Annotated in this window: 11 protein-coding genes and 1 pseudogene; 7 read left to right on the top strand and 5 right to left on the bottom strand. The window is 42.0% G+C overall.

Annotated elements, in window-relative coordinates:
• Positions 1 to 17: 17 nt before the first annotated feature.
• From QT327_RS08955 to QT327_RS08935, 5 genes are all read right to left on the bottom strand, one after another.
• Entirely contained in the window at positions 18 to 632 is a 615-nt protein-coding gene (locus QT327_RS08955) for a mandelate racemase/muconate lactonizing enzyme family protein (protein WP_289552631.1), read from the bottom strand.
• On the bottom strand, positions 617 to 1,297 hold the full coding sequence (locus QT327_RS08950) for an enolase-like domain-containing protein (RefSeq protein ID WP_289552630.1): 681 nt from the start codon (positions 1,295 to 1,297) through the stop codon (positions 617 to 619). The genes QT327_RS08955 and QT327_RS08950 overlap by 16 nt, the downstream gene beginning before the upstream one ends.
• 30 nt (positions 1,298 to 1,327) lie before the next feature.
• On the bottom strand, positions 1,328 to 2,281 hold the full coding sequence (locus QT327_RS08945; protein WP_130857151.1) for an RraA family protein: 954 nt from the start codon (positions 2,279 to 2,281) through the stop codon (positions 1,328 to 1,330).
• Between the two features lie 23 nt (positions 2,282 to 2,304).
• Positions 2,305 to 3,411, bottom strand: a complete 1,107-nt coding sequence (locus QT327_RS08940) for a bile acid:sodium symporter family protein (RefSeq protein WP_130857150.1) — start codon at positions 3,409 to 3,411, stop codon at positions 2,305 to 2,307.
• A gap of 390 nt (positions 3,412 to 3,801) precedes the next feature.
• On the bottom strand, positions 3,802 to 4,704 hold the full coding sequence (locus QT327_RS08935; protein WP_013665907.1) for an alpha/beta hydrolase family protein: 903 nt from the start codon (positions 4,702 to 4,704) through the stop codon (positions 3,802 to 3,804).
• Positions 4,705 to 5,077: 373 nt separating this feature from the next.
• Between QT327_RS08935 and QT327_RS08930 the strand changes: the two genes are divergently transcribed.
• The 7 genes and pseudogenes from QT327_RS08930 (at position 5,078) to QT327_RS08895 (ending at position 15,318) form a co-directional block, all read left to right on the top strand.
• On the top strand, positions 5,078 to 6,874 hold the full coding sequence (locus QT327_RS08930) for a helix-turn-helix transcriptional regulator (protein ID WP_289552628.1): 1,797 nt from the start codon (positions 5,078 to 5,080) through the stop codon (positions 6,872 to 6,874).
• 230 nt (positions 6,875 to 7,104) lie between these two features.
• Complete coding sequence (locus tag QT327_RS08925) at positions 7,105 to 8,115, top strand: SPFH domain-containing protein (RefSeq protein WP_013665905.1); 1,011 nt, start codon at positions 7,105 to 7,107, stop codon at positions 8,113 to 8,115.
• 13 nt (positions 8,116 to 8,128) lie between these two features.
• Entirely contained in the window at positions 8,129 to 8,359 is a 231-nt protein-coding gene (locus QT327_RS08920) for a hypothetical protein (RefSeq protein WP_130857147.1), read from the top strand.
• An 11-nt stretch (positions 8,360 to 8,370) separates the two neighbouring features.
• Positions 8,371 to 9,180: a hypothetical protein gene (locus QT327_RS08915; RefSeq protein WP_130857146.1), complete on the top strand. Its 810-nt coding sequence runs from the start codon at positions 8,371 to 8,373 to the stop codon at positions 9,178 to 9,180.
• Between the two features lie 44 nt (positions 9,181 to 9,224).
• A pseudogene (locus QT327_RS08910) lies at positions 9,225 to 9,904 on the top strand (DUF6620 family protein).
• A 634-nt stretch (positions 9,905 to 10,538) separates the two neighbouring features.
• Positions 10,539 to 13,637, top strand: a complete 3,099-nt coding sequence (locus tag QT327_RS08900; protein WP_149105506.1) for a SusC/RagA family TonB-linked outer membrane protein — start codon at positions 10,539 to 10,541, stop codon at positions 13,635 to 13,637.
• Between the two features lie 4 nt (positions 13,638 to 13,641).
• Positions 13,642 to 15,318: a RagB/SusD family nutrient uptake outer membrane protein gene (locus QT327_RS08895; protein ID WP_130857143.1), complete on the top strand. Its 1,677-nt coding sequence runs from the start codon at positions 13,642 to 13,644 to the stop codon at positions 15,316 to 15,318.
• The last annotated feature ends 99 nt before the right edge of the window (positions 15,319 to 15,417 follow it).

Raw genomic sequence — 15,417 nt, 5'->3', positions numbered from 1 at the left:
CAATCGGTTTTTTTATACTAAGTAAAAAAGGGATAATCGGGCGTGGCATATTTTTTCATCCCTTCCTCGTTGATATCTACACCGATACCGGGAACCTCCCGAAGTTTGATAAAGCCATCTTCTACCATCGATCCGTCAAAAGTGACAATATCCTTAAACATTGGGTCGGTATGAAAGTAGCTCTGCCATTCCAAAATCATAAAATTCGGTACCGATGCGCAGACATGGCATGAGGCCATTGCCCCCAAGAAAGACGCCACCATATGCGGAGCAAATGGAACGTAATAAAGATTGGCCAAGTTAGCAATTCGTTGACCTTCTCCAAGCCCCCCTGCTTTTTGAAGGTCCGGCATAATGATATCCGCTGCACCCAGCTCAAGTAAGCGCCTAAAACCATAAGCCAGATAGAGATTTTCACCCGCACAGATAGGAGTCGATGTACTATCGGCAATAAGCTTATAAGCCTCCGCATTTTCGGCAGGTATAGGCTCTTCCAGCCACATGAGATTTAAATGTTCCAAACGTTTTGCCACTTGCTGCCCGGTAACCAAATCGTAACGTCCATGCATATCACAGCAGATATCAATATCCGGACCAACAGCTTCACGAGCCGCGGTCACCTGATCGACCATCGTTGTAACTCTTTAGGACTAGCTGTCCAGTTATACTGATCGTATTTATTGGGATCATTTCCTTGATCAAGATCAAATTTAATCGCTGTGAAACCCATTTCTTTAGCTTTGGAAGCTGCGTTCGCAAAATCTTGCGGTGTTGGTAAATTTTGCTGATAAAGCGCCGTATCGCAATACACACGTATTTTATCTCGGAATTTGCCACCAAGCAATTGATATACCGGCACGCCGAGCGCCTTTCCAGTAATGTCCCAGAGTGCTGTTTCAATGGCAGATAAAACAGCGATGTACATCCCTGCCTGAGCACCCTGAAAGATGCCTGATTTCCGCAGATCCTCAAAAATCCTGTGTACATTAAGTGGGTTTTTCCCAACGAGTCTGCGCTCGAGCAATTTTACGAAATGATAGGTCCCTGGCACCGCATCAACCCCTTCTCCGCAACCATAAATACCTTGATCCGTTTTTATTTTGACAAAAAGCCCGGAACCATACCTTATAAAGGCGCATGCTACTCCGGTAATTTTAAGGGAGGAGGGCGCCGATTCTCTTGACGATCGTTCCGCCGATTGCAGGAGTGCACTTCCGAAAGTATCCGATAAAGGGCTTAAGGCAGCTCCCATTACCATGGCTTTTTTAAAAAAAGCTCTTCTTGTTTTATTTGACATCGTTATTTAAAATTAAGGTGAATAAGGCGCCTACCAAGTGCGCTGTTTGAGTAGTTCATTTATCTGTTCTTTAGGTACGGGAAGTTTATCAGCATTCGCATCAAGCCACTGCCAAAAATCCTTTTCTATTTCGTCCGACCAACGCGTATCAATCTCACCAGGGGTATATTTCTGCTCGCGTAAGCGTTGATGACCAAACATATCACGTAAACGAACCACTTCAGAAGTACGGACAACCTTCTCGGCCAAGTGGGGTGGAATAAATATAACTCCTCCATCCCTACCCAGCACCACATCTCCAGGCATAACGGTTGCTTTACCAATCCGAGTAGGTATGTTTATTCCCACTAAGGTGGTATTTAATCGCCCCTTTGGATCATTAAGGTGATGAGAAGGGTGATATGATCGGTAGAATGAGGTAAAAGCACCGATCTCTTTTAAACCTCCGATATCACGTAGCGCGCCATCATACACTACACCATTTCCGGTTTTTGCATAAATGGAGTTACCTAAGTTGTCTCCTACTGTTGGGCCATCAATATGGGCACCAAATTGATCAACCACATACACATCTCGCTTAGTAAGTAGGTCTATTGTCCAGGAGTTTTGCGATTTTATCCGACCATCCTGATTATGTCCACGTTCATCAATCGCACGATGGATATCCGGTCGTCCCGGAACAAAAACGGCAGTCACCGCTCTACCAACCAACACGCTATCCGGATTGATGCTCAACCAACCGTCCTCGTACTGGTAGTTATAGTTTTCATTGCGTAATACAGCCCAAGCTTCTTCTAGGGTAACCAATTTCATGCGATCTAAAAGTTCGTCGGAAACTTTTGGACGTCCGTCCTCAAAACGCTCGCCTTGCCATTCCGGTGTTAAAAAGATTAGTTCCCCTTTGCTGATTTGCTGTCCAAAGATGGAATGTCCCTGAAAGATGCTCACACAAACTGTCAGTATTAATATGCTAAAGTGCTTCATAAACTGTTTTGTTTAAAGGTTTGTTATTGATTGTCAATTTCGGTACGCCGATTCTTCAGGGGGCGTGAACGCCACCATAAGGCAAGTGACGAGCCCGTAATATTCATAATTGGTGAGAATACGGCAGATGCTAAGCCAACCGTAGATAACTTACCCATTGCCAAGGCTAAACTCGACCCTAAGCCCGCATTTTGCAAACCAACTTCGATTGCAATTGTGCGACAGTCCTTTTCATCCATCCGCAACAAACGCGCAAGCCAATAACCAAGCACATACCCACTCGTGTTATGCAAGAGCATCGCCAACACCAAGGCAGGCCCGACAATCAACAGGTCCTTTTGGCCAGCAGCGGTAATCACAATGATGATCAGTGCAATACCAGCCATGGATAATACAGGCATAATATCATCTAACCACTTCGCTTTCCCGTGTAGAAATCGATTAAATAACAATCCAGCCAATACAGGTATGATGACAATTTTGGTAATATCCCAAGCCATATCCCAAAAATCAATCGATACATACTGCCCCGCAAGCAACTGCATAAATAAGGGTGTCATTAGGGGCGCCAACAGCGTCGAGACAGCGGTGAGCGTCACGGAAAGCGCGAGGTTTGCGCGCGCTAAATAGGTCATCACATTAGAAGCTAATCCGTTTGGACAGCTGCCAATCAAAATGATTCCGGCCGCTATTTCTGCGGGGAAATTGAAGATACGGGTAATGGCAAAAGCTACCGGGGGCATTACCATGTAATGACATAGTACTCCTACAATTACACCTTTAGGCATTTTAACAACACCGACAAAGTCTTTTACACTCAACCCTGTCCCCATTCCAAACATAATAATCTGCATGAGCGGCACGATAAGCGCTGAAAGACGAAAATCTCCTACACGGATAAAAAATTGCGGATAATACATCGATACGCTCACTGCAGCAAATATCATTACGGTAAAAGAATAGCCTTTTAACAAGGAATAATAACGCAGTCCAAAAGCGACTGAGAGAAAAAAACCCATCAGCAGCCAGCCGCCGAAGCTATGAGACCCTTTCAGGGTTGCAATAAGAAATGCTGATAGGAAGAGACATCCTATAATAAAGAACACGATGGGTATGCCTTTTTTTGTCATGTGATTTTAATTGATTGTCATGATAAATAGCTAGTTAAGGCACACGAGCATTATTCATATCGGTGCACCTTCTTAAATGAAAGCGTTACTTATGGTCCCATAGTACCTCCTTGATATTGGTTTATAATTAGGAAAAGAATACCCTTGCTGTAATTTATGGCATTCAGCTATAATTGTTAGGCAATTGTACTTAAGAAAAAAGAAAAGGCTGAAAATTTATGTTACAAAAAGGCCTTTAAATGTTACATAAAAATCAAATAATTGTAAATCAAACAATTAAAATAAAAGAATCGCTTAAACAGGCTTAAAAGGCACGATTAAAACCATTGTATTCAAATCGCAAGAAATTGTTTTGTTGTAAAAGAAGGAAACAAAATTATTCCTTAACAATTAAGGCATATTCTTCTTGTCTATTGTCCAGGCAGGTGATTTAGAAAGCCCTGATGGATTGCCCGTAAATAACCTGGCTGCTTCACGGTCGTCTTTTAACTGCCATTTGAACCAATTGGTTGCCACCCATGCGAATTCGCCGCCATGAGGTCGGCTATACGTTCCGCCATGTCCGACGTCCATGTTTGCAACAAAAACAGGTACATGATTGATTTGCTTAAAATCATCCATTCCGTTCTGATAAGCGATGTCTGATTCACCACCTAACAAGTAGAGAGTGGGCGTATGTATTTTCTTAAGCTGATCTTTACTTAACACCGGAAGCACGGGCATCCCTTTCTTCGGATCGTCAAAAATACCGCTATTGCAGACAACTAGTGTAGTAACACGCTGATCGTCAGCAACCTCTAATGCTTGCAGACCTCCACACGACATACCACTTACAGCTATTTCGGTTGTATCCAATTTATTATAATAAGGGCTCTTCTCCTTATCGTTTTGCGTAATGGCCCAGTCAATCGCATCCAATAGTTTTGATGATTGTGAACTACGCTTTACCTGTTCCCCTGTTTCTTTGGGCATGGTACCAATGGCAATAACTAAAAAGCCATGGGAAGCGATTTCATTTAAAAAGTTTATATGTTCCCAAGGAGAATCGTAACAGGCACCGTTACCCCAAACAATGATCGGCAATTTATTCCTTTCATTAAATATACGCATATCTTTCGGTCTAAAGATGGTATGCGTTGGCAACGACGCTTCTGTAATCATCACTGCGCTATACCTTCCTGTCCCCCCCTGTTCGACAGTTCTTATATTGATTACTTGACAAAAAGATGTTTTCGCCGTGCTAAAGATGGCTAACACCACGATCATTGTCCACATTTTTTTTAATTGTTTCATACTTTAGTTTATTTATATTATAATGGTAATTGTTGCTTGCTCAACTTAAAATTTCATCCTATACAAAGGCCTCTTTATCAAGGTCACGTATTAGCTAGCTAAAGATAACAATGGTGATTGAGCACTTTGGCGAGTATTGTTTAAACCTTTAGCAAAAATGTTTAATTTAAGATCAATAAGCGGTCTTTTTTAACGAATTGTCAAATCGCTTTAATATGCAAGGCTATATTGCATATTTGAGCAATTTATCTAAGTTTGTTTATATTTAAACGCGGCAGAGCTCGATTTCAATTAATGGCAATGCCAATTTGTTTCAAAAACTCAGTTATTCTAATAGAGAAGATAGCCCTAAATGATAAAACGATGCATTTTTTTGTGGACATTGCTTTGCAGCTTTTTACTTAGTCTATCCGCGCAGGAAAATTCGCTCGCCGAGTATTTAAAAAAAGCGTATACAGCTCGTTTAAAGGCCAATTACGATCTGAATCTTAGCACCTTAAAAGAAGCCGAACAACTGAAAGGACATCCACAGGATCCGGTTCTGTTAGCTAAACTTAATACAGAACTTAGCAAGCAATATCTTGTGAATGCCGACTATAGTAAGGCTAAGGAGTATGCAAATAAATGCTTACAGCTCGGCCAACGCATCAAGAATAGAACGGTAGAAGCTTACGGGTATCTTGCAATTGCAACCTATTATAATTACCTCGACATCGGGGACTTGGCCGTAAGTAATGCCCAAATAGCCCTAAAACTAGCTAAAAATTGGGATTACTCGCTAAAATCCCGAGCTTATTACATCTTATATGGTGTTTATTCCAGTTGGGATGATGAGGTATTGAGTAAAAAGTATGCACAACTTACCATTCTTACGGCAAGGGAAAATGCCGACAATGAGATGCTTGCCAATGCATATACTGCCTATGCTACAGCGATGCAATTTCATTATGAAAAGACAAAGAAGCGCCAATATTTGGATAGCATGAAGTTGTATCTTCATAAATCGGCAAGCGTTTATAAAAAATCGCCGGAGCAGGTAGGTGTCCGTACTTATTCGATAGCTAATATTAATCTGGCTAATTATTTCTTTGAATACCAGCCGCTCCATAAGCAATCTACTCAGGACAGTATTCTTTTTTATGCAGATATTGCCAAAAAGCTTGCAAAAGCTTCTGATAAAAACTACACGATTACCGGCAATGTAAACGGTCTTTTGGCAGAAATAGCCAGTTTACAAGGTAAAAGCCGACTCGCTGAGACTTATTTAATGGATTCTTATACCCAGCTCACAAAAGCGGCAACTCCTTCGTATTATACGTTTTCCAATGTAGCACAAGGACTCAGTGATTTATACGCTAAAAGAGGAGATTTCAAAAAAGCCTTATTCTATCAAAAGAAAAAAGAAGTTTTTACTAACAAAATCTTTGATGAGCGAAAGATGCTCCAAGCAAAAAAACTGGAGGCGCAGTATGAGAACAGTAAACTATCAGAGGATATAAAAATAGCCGCTCAGAAGGCGGACAGTCAGAGGACACAAAACCTTTTATTAACTGGTATTTGTCTTCTTTTAGTGATTAGTATCTGCTTATTGGTAAACTCCTTTAAAAGCAAAACAAAACTACAGGAAGAAAAATCTCGACGTCTACAACAAGAAAAACAGGAGGCCGAGCGTAATGCCGAGCTCGGATTGAAAATGCAGGCAGAAGAGCAAGCGCGTTTACAAGCCGAACAGCAACTCTTATTATTACAAAAAGACCAGATGCAGAAAGAAGCCATGGCTGATGCATTGCAAATTGAGCGCAAAAACCGCCTCCTCCTTCAAATGAAAGATAAGCTACAAAAACTGGAAACGGAACAAAACAGGGGTTATGTAGAAAAAATCATCAAGGAAGAGATGCGCTTGGAGGAAACTGTTGAGCGATCTGCCAAAGAGTTTGAAAGCATCAACCCTGCGTTTTTTAGTAAACTAAAAGAAATGTCCAATGATAAGCTCACCCCTCTTGAACTGAAACATTGCGCATACTTACGGCTCCAACTAAACACGAAAGAAATTGCCGCGGCTTTTTATATTGAACCTAAAAGCGTACGCGTGAGCAAATACCGCATCAAACAAAAAATCGGATTGGACAAAGACACCGATCTAGATCGCTTCTTACAAGAATTGAGCTAGGTGCTATTGTTTGGCAAGAAACAAACACATCATCCTTATTACCAATCATTTAACGCAAAGACAATTAACCTTGTAGTCACTTTGTAGTCGCTACTTTTGCAACATGTAGTTACTTTGCAACGTTCTTAACTTTTGAAATAGGGTTGTCAGCGGTAGCTTTGGTATCGCCCCGTTAAAAAACACTGGATTAAAATGGTGAAAACCAATAGACCTTTTAAATAAAACAGAAAATGAGCAATCCAACGTCAAAATTACCCTTCTTAGAAATCGTTGAATGGGCCGAACAGGATCCCAATATGATGATGTGGAAGATTGCTGATGGAGACAAAGAAATAAAAAATGGCGCTAAGCTACTTGTACGCGAAAGTCAGTCAGTTTTATTCATAAACGAGGGGACTATTGCTGATGTTTTTATGCCGGGCACTTATACACTCCATACGCAAAACGTTCCTGTGTTATCACGCCTTAAAGGGTGGAAATATGGATTCGAGAGCCCCTTCAAAGCGGATGTTTATTATTTCTCTGTCAAACAATTTGTGAATCTAAAATGGGGTACTCCAGCGCCTATCATGCTACGCGATGCGCAGTTCGGGCAGGTACGAATTCGCGCCTTTGGCACATATAATGTACGTATTACAGACATTACAAGATTCTTTAAAGAATATGCAGGTACTTATCACCAGCTTACGGTCTTTGAGTTTGAGCGACAACTCCGTGATTTTATTGCTCCCCAGTTTGGTGAAGCTTTAGCACTTTCTAATATTTCTGTATTAGACATTGCTGGCAATATTTCCTTACTCAATAAAAAAATCGCCCCACTGATTCAGCCATATTTTGAAACTTTTGGTATTGAAATCACTCAATTTACCGTTACGTCCGCTACCTTGCCCGATGAAGTTACCCAATATTATGATAAAGTAACGGGTATGAATATGGTAAGCGGTGACGTAGATCGATTCCAAAAATTCAATACCGCGATTGCTATTAGCCAAGAAAGCAGCCCTGCTCAGCAAGGGGCACAACAGGGAATTGCAATGGGCATATTAATGGGACAAATGCAGGCAACGCAGCAAAATCAAACAAATTCGAAAATAAACTCACAAGACAACACCGTAAACTCTTCCGAAACGCAAGATGAATCGGTCGTGAAATTGAAAAAGATTAAAACTCTTTTCGAAAGTGGCTTAATTGACGAAGACGAGTATAAAGCAAAAAAAGCAGAAATACTATCCAAGTTGTAAACAACAATTCTATATGGAGAAACCGCTATCAATTGTTGAACGCATGGAACAACTTGCCCTTCAACAGAAACGGGAAAAATTTACTGAAAAAGAGGCAGGCGTAACAATTATTATCTGCCCGAATTGTGGAAGCGGAAGGGCCAAAGAGGATGGTCTTACCCGATGTGCCTACTGTGGATTTGAATTTTTAACGCAAAAACTAAGTAATGGGATTCATCTAAAGGATCACGACAATTCAAAATAAACAAGACTGTGATGAACTTTTTCAATCTTTATAAAAAGAACAAAAGTAGTACTACCAACACAAATACCGCAAATGACGTTGACGCCGACACATCCTTAGTTCAAAGGTTACAAACATTTTTGGGTAAACTATACCAAAGAGCAGAAGAAATGCATTCGGAAATACAGGTATCCGGACAACGCATTGCTGATGCAGACAAAGATCCTTTTAAAAGAAGCTTTTTACAATTTAAGGCGGGTATGATAGCCCAATTCACCGCCATTATACAAAAAGGGTCTAATACCTATCAAGAGGAGGTTATACCCAAAGTGTCAACTATGGAATTGGTCAAAATCTCCCAGATTTTTAACGACTGGCACGTTGGCGTTCTGAACATGATGACTTCCGCCTTTGACCAGATAAGCGAACGCGATCTGGAAAAAGAGTATGCTGATATCATGAAAACATATACACATTATAAAGATCATTTTCATTGCAAACAATGCGGAGGTAAATTGGAAATTTCAACATTCTATTTTACAGCAACCTATATCGCTTGCCCCTATTGTCGAACACAAAACACCTTTGATCCAGGCACCCAAGTTCGTTTGGTGGAACATTTAGCGCGCCCATTAGCTGAGCTGCGTTGCAATGAGCTCTATGAGCGTTATCAAGAGCATCGTCGTGCATTTGGTACAGACAGCGCCAAAGAGAAGTATCAACTATATCTTCAGGCGCTTATAGATGAAATGAATCGTATACTACCCGGCCTAACTGCTCAACATCAGAATTTTTATGATCGCCTATTAAGCGATTATGAGCGCTTCGAGCAATTTAGATAACAGTAGATAATCAAACAATTTTTAATTATCAAAATTCAATAACCATGTTTAAGAAACTTTTCAAAGGACTCACCGACAATCTGGAAGATATGGCGAAGAAAGCGGTGACAGAACAGCAAAATTCAAACACCAATAATAACAAAGACTTGTTTGATGCGTATATGCAAGGCAATTATCAGAAAGCTTTTGACACAGGCGCGGCTTCGGCGGGTTATTCAACCATGAACACCGCAACAGAAGACCCGAATGATCCGCAACTACAACCCGTGCATGGCGTTACGATATTCGACTATGCCGTAGGTGCCGCAAAGCTCGGAGAGGGTTGTACCGAAGAACAGATTTGTCGTGCCCTTGGCATAGAAAGACCCATGTGGGATGAGGCACAAGTCACTTGGAATAATCGGATGCGAGATGACAAATCCTTTAACGTAGTTAGTGTTTATTCCAAATATTTTGGTATGGTAAAAGAACATGAGAAACTTGGCGTACTTCAGCCTGATAACGCGCCCGCTACACAAGTGGAATCAGAAACTGCGAAGGCTAATCTTCAACGTCTGGAAACGGACAAGTATTATTTTTTGAAATTCAAGGGGCTATGCAGGCAGCCTACGACAATGGAATAGACGGTGCCCAATGGCTCATTGATGAACTCGGTCTAACGGTATCACAAGTTAACAGTGCAGGTACACAATGGATGAACGATTTTAATATTATGGCTCAATGATAGATTATCAAGACCAAAAAAAGAAGGAATACAGTGAACGATTTTCGAGTGAATCAGGCGCAAACGGCATTGTAGACGACATTAAGTTCTAGAACTTCTATCTTCCGGATCTAACTTTTTGTTAGATCCGGAAGATAAATTATAGCCTTCAACCTACCTGGTTTTTTACTTCTTGCCAGGGCATTCATTTAAACCGCTACTTTTTATCTGCTTATTTTTTACGATAACGTTATCGTAAAAAAACAGGCCGTTTTGCCCTTCATTCAAAACATATTCACCGTATTTTGCCGTTGATTATCAATAAGTAGTTCTGATGAAGCCAGGCTTCGCTCGGATTATAACTGATTACTACCAATCTTAAATGTAACTTAAATAGATTAATTATGAGCCGTAAAGTCGTTGAATCGATTATTGAAGATGTATCTTGCTCTGTATTGTTCGATATCACTCCAAAGAACCACGCTAACAGGTCTTACCTGTTATAGAACCGATCACAGAAGAGTTAAGTTTCTTTCCGAGGAGTTTATTCTCTATATAGTGCACATGTAAAGGTTATTCGATCACCTGGCTGTATTGCTATGCCTGTCAGGCAACTGAAGAAGCCAAACGATTATAAACAAAAACAAATGATTCAATGAAAAACAGTTTAGCTAAAACACAACTGAGGCGGGGAGTTTTACTCATGTCTCTGCTGTATTCCCCGTGGTTACTGCCAAGTTCGATCACAGTAGCCAAAACATCGGAAATACTCGCCCTTTCGAAAGACTTCCAAGAACGGGAAATTAAGGGCCGTGTGCTCGATGAAAACAAGAAACCGCTTCCAGGCGCTACTGTTGCCATCAAAGGAAGTACCAAAAAAGTCTCTACGAATGAAAACGGTGCATTTGTTATCCAATCCAGTGCAGCGTCTGATGTATTGGTGGTCTCCTTTATAGGTTATGAACCGACAGAACAAATGCTTCGGGAGGGACAAGCAGAACAAATTATAATTACACTCAAGCCAGATGACGACACAGCCTTGGACGAAGTGGTCGTAGTTGGATATGGTAGCCAACGAAAACAGGACGTAACCGGAGCGGTGTCTTCAGTCAGTGCACAGTCCATTGCCGAAGTGCCCGTAACACAACCGTCACAGGCTTTGCAAGGAAGGGCTGCAGGTGTTTTTGTAACCAATACAAACAATAAGCCTGGGGGTGCTGCTACGGTTCGTATCCGTGGAAACCGTTCATTTTCTGCCGGTAACGATCCGCTATATGTCATCGATGGAATTCCCATTACCGGAGGTTTGGAGGATATTCCACCCCAGGATATCGCTTCGATGGAAGTGCTAAAGGATGCCTCTGCTACTGCTATCTACGGTTCCCGGGGAGCCAATGGTGTGGTAATTATAACCACAAAGCGGGGAACAGTGGGAAAAACGACAGTAAGCTACGATAATTGGTTTGGCTTTTCCAGTGCGTATAAGCAGATCGACATGATGAACGGCGAACAGTTTGCTGAATTTAAAAGAGAATCACGACGGGCAACCGGGAACTACGATGACAGTGATCCAAACGCCGATCAAAATACACCCGGTTTATTCGACGCCGTGGAGCTGGCGTCTATTGCACAGGGACGGAGCACCGATTATCAAGATCTCATGTTGCAGACAGGCCATAGCATGAATCATTCTTTAAGTATTCTAGGAGGCTCGGAGAAGACGCGCTTCAATGTCAGCTTCAATTACATGAAAGACAAGGGAATTATACCTATACAAGATTTTAACCGCTATGCGATGCGGGTGAACTTAGATCACCAGATCAGTGATAGGATACGTATTGGTACTTCGATGCTCGGTAACTACAGTATTACCAACGGACAAGATTTAAATCCGTATGACGATGCGTTACTGGAAAACCCCTTAGGTGTTCCCTATGATGATCAAGGCAACCTGATCTTTCGGCCAACAACAGATGGATTACGGAGTAATCCTTTGAGTGAATTGGTACCGGGGGCCCTACTCAACAAAAACAAACGCATGCGTCTTTTTAGCAGCATTTACGGAGAAGCAACCTTAGCTGAAGGACTTACTTTCCGTTTGAACTTTGGCCCGGATCTTATTCAAAATCGGGTCGGCGATTTTCAAGGAAGGTATACGAATGCCCGTCTGGGAGGTACTGCTGCCGCACAAGGAAATGAGGACCTGGTTTTCAACTATACGCTGGAGAACATTTTGAAATACAATAAAACATTTGCCGAAAAACACGCACTGGAACTTACAGGCTTATTTGGCTTGCAACATCGGCAATTCGAAGCAACCGATATCAGTGTAAGAGGTATTCCGGTGGAGGAAATGCAATATTTTAATTTCGGTGCAGCGGAAGAAATCTTGGGTACGGGAAGTGATTTCCAACGCTGGGACATTGTATCCTACATGGGACGCGTCAATTATATATTCGATGATCGATTTTTGGCCACTGTAACCGCTCGTATAGATGGGTCGTCTCGTTTCGGAAGAAATCACCGTTACGGTTTCTTCCCTTCTGTCGCTTTGGGTTGGACAATAAGCAATGAGTCCTTCATGGAAGGTAATAACGTTTTCGATTTACTAAAACTTAGGACCTCCTATGGCGAAACAGGTAATACAGGTATAGATCCGTATGGAACACAAGGGCTCTTGCAACGGACGACTTACGCTTTTGATGAGACGGCCGGTTTTGGTTTCAGACCAAACCAATTGAGAAATGACAACCTGAAATGGGAGACCACCCGTCAGTTCAATATTGGTTTAGATTATGCCGTGCTGGGTGGCCGTATCACCGGAGCAGCTGAATTCTATACGCAGCAGACGCGTGATCTATTGATGGAAAGACAGCTTCCCTTTACATCCGGCTATGGATCCATTATGGAAAATGTCGGGTCAACAAAAAACACCGGTTTCGAATTTAGTATATCTTCCGTGAACATCAAACCCAAGGATGAGAAAGGTTTTAGCTGGAACACCGACCTGAACTTCGCTACGAATAAAGAAAGTATCACCGAACTGTACGGCGGGAAGCAAGATGATGTTGGAAACCGTTGGTTTATTGGCCATCCTATACAAGTTTACTATGATTTTGAAAAAATTGGCATTTGGCAAAGCAATGAAGTGGATGAGGCCGCCCGATACGGAAGGGTACCGGGAGAGATTAAAGTCAAGGATCAAAATGGGGATGGCGTGATCAATGATTCAGACCGTATTATCTTAGGGAATAATAGACCCACGCTTACAGGCGGCTTGACCAATCGTTTCGCCTACCACGGTTTTGATCTATCCGTCTTCCTTTATTTTAATTTAGGTAATATGATCTATAGTACCTTTCATGAAGTACATAACACGTTGTTTGGCAGGTATAACAACTTAAACGTAGATTATTGGACGCCCAATAATCCGACAAATGCTTATCCAAGGCCCAACCAAAACCAAGAGCGACCCGTTTATAATACAAGTATGGCCTACTTTAGCGGTTCATTTCTCAAAATAAGGAATATCAATCTTGGTTATAACTTTCCAAAAAGCTGGGCGTCTAAAATTGGTGCCGAATCACTTCGCCTTTATGTAAGTGCTCAGCAACCTTTGATTTTCTCTTCTTATATCAATAAACATCAAGGGGTTGATCCGGAAGGAATCGATTTCAATGCAGATACTGAAAATCTACCCGTTGACACCCCCCCTACTCGTACTTGGCTTTTTGGTTTAAACGTTAAATTTTAACAACATGAGAACAATATTAATGCTATCTATATTGACGCTTGCCCTATGTACCTCTTGCAAGCGCATGCTGGATGAGGAAATCCGTTCGCAAGTTAGCGATGAATACCTTTCAACACCCGAAGGGCTTGAAGACGGCGTTAAAGCGGCTTATTCTACCCTTCGGACTTTCCACGCTAATGAGCTGGGCATGACAATGACTGTTTTCGGAACGGATACCTATACGATGGGTTCTGACGGCTCTTACAAATTCATCAATGAGTATACATCCCAATTTGACCCCCGTACGACCTACGTGCGCGACTTATGGAACAATTTATATGTCGGTATCAATACCTGTAATGCCGTAATTGATCGCGCCCCCGATGTTGCGGATATGCCGGAAGAACAACGTAATATCCGCAGGAGTGAAGCACAATTTCTCAGGGCCTACTATTATTTCACATTGGTGCAACAGTACGGTTCCGTCCATCTTACAACCAGCGAAACGAAAGAAGCAACAACAACGGCATCACGTGCTCCGCTCACTGATATTTATCAATTGATAGAAGATGATCTAAGAGCTGCTATTCAAAATCTGCCGGCCGAACAAACCGATTATGGTCGAGCTACAAAACCCGCTGCCGAACATTTGCTTGCTCGGGTATTACTTACCCGAGCAAGCTCTGAAGCAGCAAAAGACAGTGATTACCGAGATGCGGCCGTCCTGGCTGAACAAGTAATTACTGGCTATAATTTTCACTTACTGGAAGATTTTGCTGCTGTTTTTGAGCAAGGAGCCGGCGAGCGAAATGAGGAAGTCATATGGGCGGTTCAATATACTAAAAATGCCATCACGAATGGTGCAGATGCGGACGCCGACGGAACAGGAAATTCCGCACACCGGTATTTCCTCATGGAATATGACGTTTTACCGGGAATGAACAGGAATATACAGGATGGGCAACCTTGGAAACGCTTTATGCCAACTAATTACACACTTGATGTTTTGTTTGCCGATCGCGTGAATGACACACGCTATAAAAAAAGCTTTAAGGATGTATTCTATTGCAGTAAACCAGGCACCTATAATGTAAACGGGAAACAAGTAACTTACGCCTTGGGAGATACCGCTATCTGGCTACCAGGCTACCAGCTGGATCCTGTGGTAAAGGCCTCGAAAAACTTCATGGTTATCGAGCCACAGTCGTATACCAAGAAACTATACCCGACATTAACTAAATTTTTAGATCCACAACGCCCGGATATTAATTATGAGTTCGGCTCTCGCGACTTTCTAGCATTTCGGCTTGCTGAAACCTGCTTGATCGCGGCGGAAGCTTTTATGTACAGTGGAGACATGGATAAGGCGGTTACTTACATGAATATGGTCCGAGCAAGGGCCGCGTACAATAGCACGGATGAAGCCGAGGATGCAACCCATCGTCAAGCAATGCTAATTACCGCCGCCGACCTGAATATTGATTTCATACTGGAAGAACGTGGCAGAGAATTGCTGGGTGAGCAACTTCGCTGGTATGATTTGGTAAGAACGCATCAATTGGTAACACGGGTACAAGCTTACAACCCCGACGGCGGAAAAAACATCAAGGACTATCATGTTTTACGCCCCATTCCACAAGATCAGATAGATCGAACAGAAGGTGGATCATCCAGTTTTCCTCAAAACCCCGGCTATAATTAAAAAAAAGGGCAATACGGACCTTATGGGTCTGTATTGCCCTTTTTTACATCAATCCCGTCTATTGCTTTCATTATCCTAATCTCAAAACAACCAAAATAA

Source organism: Olivibacter sp. 47 (assembly GCF_030372825.1).
Classification (GTDB): Bacteria; Bacteroidota; Bacteroidia; order Sphingobacteriales; family Sphingobacteriaceae; genus Olivibacter; species Olivibacter oleidegradans.
The sequence above is the reverse complement of the archived record's forward strand: the minus strand, read 5'-3'. Positions and strand labels throughout refer to the sequence as shown.

Bases quoted from the DNA above. Each gene is read 5' to 3' on its own strand.
- QT327_RS08915 (WP_130857146.1), top strand. From the start codon at position 8,371: ATGAACTTTTTCAATCTTTATAAAAAGAACAAAAGTAGTACTACCAAC.
- QT327_RS08900 (WP_149105506.1), top strand. From the start codon at position 10,539: ATGAAAAACAGTTTAGCTAAAACACAACTGAGGCGGGGAGTTTTACTC.
- QT327_RS08950 (WP_289552630.1), bottom strand. From the start codon at position 1,297: ATGTCAAATAAAACAAGAAGAGCTTTTTTTAAAAAAGCCATGGTAATG.
- QT327_RS08935 (WP_013665907.1), bottom strand. From the start codon at position 4,704: ATGAAACAATTAAAAAAAATGTGGACAATGATCGTGGTGTTAGCCATC.
- QT327_RS08940 (WP_130857150.1), bottom strand. From the start codon at position 3,411: ATGACAAAAAAAGGCATACCCATCGTGTTCTTTATTATAGGATGTCTC.
- QT327_RS08920 (WP_130857147.1), top strand. From the start codon at position 8,129: ATGGAGAAACCGCTATCAATTGTTGAACGCATGGAACAACTTGCCCTT.
- QT327_RS08895 (WP_130857143.1), top strand. From the start codon at position 13,642: ATGAGAACAATATTAATGCTATCTATATTGACGCTTGCCCTATGTACC.
- QT327_RS08955 (WP_289552631.1), bottom strand. From the start codon at position 632: ATGGTCGATCAGGTGACCGCGGCTCGTGAAGCTGTTGGTCCGGATATT.
- QT327_RS08925 (WP_013665905.1), top strand. From the start codon at position 7,105: ATGAGCAATCCAACGTCAAAATTACCCTTCTTAGAAATCGTTGAATGG.
- QT327_RS08945 (WP_130857151.1), bottom strand. From the start codon at position 2,281: ATGAAGCACTTTAGCATATTAATACTGACAGTTTGTGTGAGCATCTTT.